Annotated in this window: 1 protein-coding gene; it reads right to left on the bottom strand. The window is 34.8% G+C overall.

All coding sequences use genetic code 11. From position 1 onward, the window contains the following. Window positions 1-44: 44 nt before the first annotated feature. Window positions 45-896, bottom strand: a complete 852-nt coding sequence (locus BUW93_RS14830) for an IS3 family transposase (RefSeq protein WP_081212524.1) — start codon at window positions 894-896, stop codon at window positions 45-47. Between the last annotated feature and the right edge of the window lie 170 nt (window positions 897-1,066).

Raw genomic sequence — 1,066 nt, forward strand, 5'->3', positions numbered from 1 at the left:
TAAAATGTCTTGTCCTGAAATATGGCTACAGGTTAAAATTGATTTTACGCTGTTAATTTATATACCATATTAGGTGTTTGGTAGTCTAAAGATAAATGTAATCTTATTTCATTATATAATTTAATGGCATTTTTTGCCGCTCTCTTTGCATGTTCCCTATTCGTAAAGACCTGATCGAGATAGAATTCATCTTTCAGGATCCCATTTACACGTTCTGCCATTGCGTTTTCATAACAATGGTTTTCTTCTGTCATACTGATATCTATCTTTTTTCTTTTGAGTATTTGTGTATACACATTGCTGCAGTATTGTATTCCTCTGTCTGAATGATGTATGAGTCCCCTGATGTCTTTAGCTTGGTAAATCGCTTTGTTAAGCGCTCTCACGCATCCTTTAAGCTCCAGGCTATCACTAAGGTCATAACCTACAATTTTTCTTGAATGCATATCTGTAATGAGTGCCAGGTAACAAAATCCTTTTACGGTTCTGATATACGTAATATCTGATACCCACACTTGATTAGGCCTGTTTACTTTTAGATCTTTAATAATATTGTTGTACTTATAAAATCGATGATACGAATTGGTTGTTCTGGCACTGTACTTCTTTCTCAATGTCAGCATTTTATGTTCTCTCAGTACATTGAATAATGTATCTCTACCAACTTTTAATTGTTGTTTTTGGAAGTCCTGGCTTAATGACTTCATAAGCTTTCGAACACCTTCTCTAGGCAGGGATTTGCGTCGTTTCTTAACGATAGCAACTATATGTTGTTCGATCTTTTTTCGTTTATCAGCTCTGCATTTGTACTTATAATAAGCATCACGTTTTAGGTTAAAACAGTCACATACCTGAGTTAACGAGGCAAATCCCTTAGCTTTTTCCTTTGCTATGATTAAGGCTTGATACTTAGTTTTTTTTTAAGTTCCAGGACGCTTTTATAGCCTAGTTTTTGGGCAGCCACTTCTAAATATGCATCATCGACTAATTGATCCATATCTTTTTTAAGCAGTAGCTTTTTGAGCTGTTCAATCTCTTTCTGAAGTTGCTTGATCCGTGTTATTTC

Source organism: Salegentibacter sediminis, assembly GCF_002078605.1.
Taxonomy (GTDB): Bacteria; Bacteroidota; Bacteroidia; order Flavobacteriales; family Flavobacteriaceae; genus Salegentibacter; species Salegentibacter sediminis.